The sequence below is a fragment of the Ornithinibacter sp. genome (assembly GCF_035443565.1).
Classification (GTDB): domain Bacteria; phylum Actinomycetota; class Actinomycetes; order Actinomycetales; family Dermatophilaceae; genus Fodinibacter.
This window is the reverse complement of sequence record NZ_DAORSO010000020.1, coordinates 1218-2298: the sequence shown is the minus strand read 5'-3', so window position 1 is coordinate 2298 and position 1081 is coordinate 1218. Positions and strand designations below refer to the sequence as shown.

2 protein-coding genes are annotated in these 1081 nt (G+C 68.3%); both read left to right on the top strand.

Annotation, left to right across the window (positions count from 1 at the left end):
* The coding region (locus PLL68_RS04065) for a MetQ/NlpA family ABC transporter substrate-binding protein (RefSeq protein ID WP_324531886.1) at positions 1-846 on the top strand (846 nt) is incomplete at its 5' end.
* A 2-nt stretch (positions 847-848) separates the two neighbouring features.
* The coding region (locus PLL68_RS04060) for an ATP-binding cassette domain-containing protein (RefSeq protein WP_324531884.1) at positions 849-1081 on the top strand (233 nt) is incomplete at its 3' end.

The following is a 1081-nucleotide window of genomic DNA, read 5'->3' as shown; positions in this document are numbered from 1 at the left end:
ATCGCCGGCCTCGTCGCCCTCGCCCTCGTGGCCGCCGGCCTGCTCGTCTGGCGCCCCTGGGCATCCGATGACGGCGGGAAGTACAGCGCCGCCGACCAGCCACTGCGGGTGTTCGCCTCCGTGACGCCGCACTCGGAGATCCTCCGCCACATCCAGAGCGACCTCACCGAGGGTGACTTCGACCTCCAGATCATCGAGGAGACCGACGGCGTCAACGGCAACGACGTCGTCGAGAACGGCGACGCCGACGTGAGCTACTTCCAGCACGTTCCGTACCTCAACTCCGACAGCGCCGACAAGGGGTACACCGACCTCAAGGAGGCCGCGACGGTGCACGTCGAGCCCTACGGCATCTACTCGAACACGGTCACCGACCTCACCCAGGTGCCGGACGGCGGGCTGGTGCTGCTGTCGAACAACGTCAGCAACGTCGCCCGAGGTCTGTACCTGCTCCAGGAGGCCGGGCTCATCACCCTGCCCTACCCGTACGGCGACACGTCGAGCGAAGCACTGACGATCGACGAGAACGACATCGTCGACAACCCGAAGAACCTGACGTTCCGTCAGGTCGAGCCGGCCCAGATCCCCCGGTCACTGCCGGATGCGGCGCTCGGGCTGATCAACGGCAACGTCGCCCTCGAGGCGGGGCTCACCCCCAGCGAGGACGCGTTGCTGCTCGAGCAGGCCGCCGGCAACCCCTACGCGAACATCCTCACCGTCCCCGACGCGCTCGCTGACGACCCCCGGGTGCAGCGGCTCAGCGAGATCCTCGAAGGACCCGAGGTCGCGCAGTACATCAGCGCGACCTACCCGGGCTCGGTCATCCCCGTCGCCGGGGGGAAGTGACCTTGTTCCGCACCGAGGAGCTCGTCAAGACGTTCGGCGACGGCCCGCAGCGGGTCGAGGCGCTGAAAGGGATCTCGCTGGAGATCCCCGAGGGTGAGGTGTTCGGCATCGTCGGCCACAGCGGCGCCGGCAAGAGCACCCTCATCCGCTGCCTGAACCTGCTCGAGCGCCCCACGTCGGGTCGTGTCTTCCTCGACGACACGGAGCTCACCGGCCTTCCCGCCGGTGAGCTCCG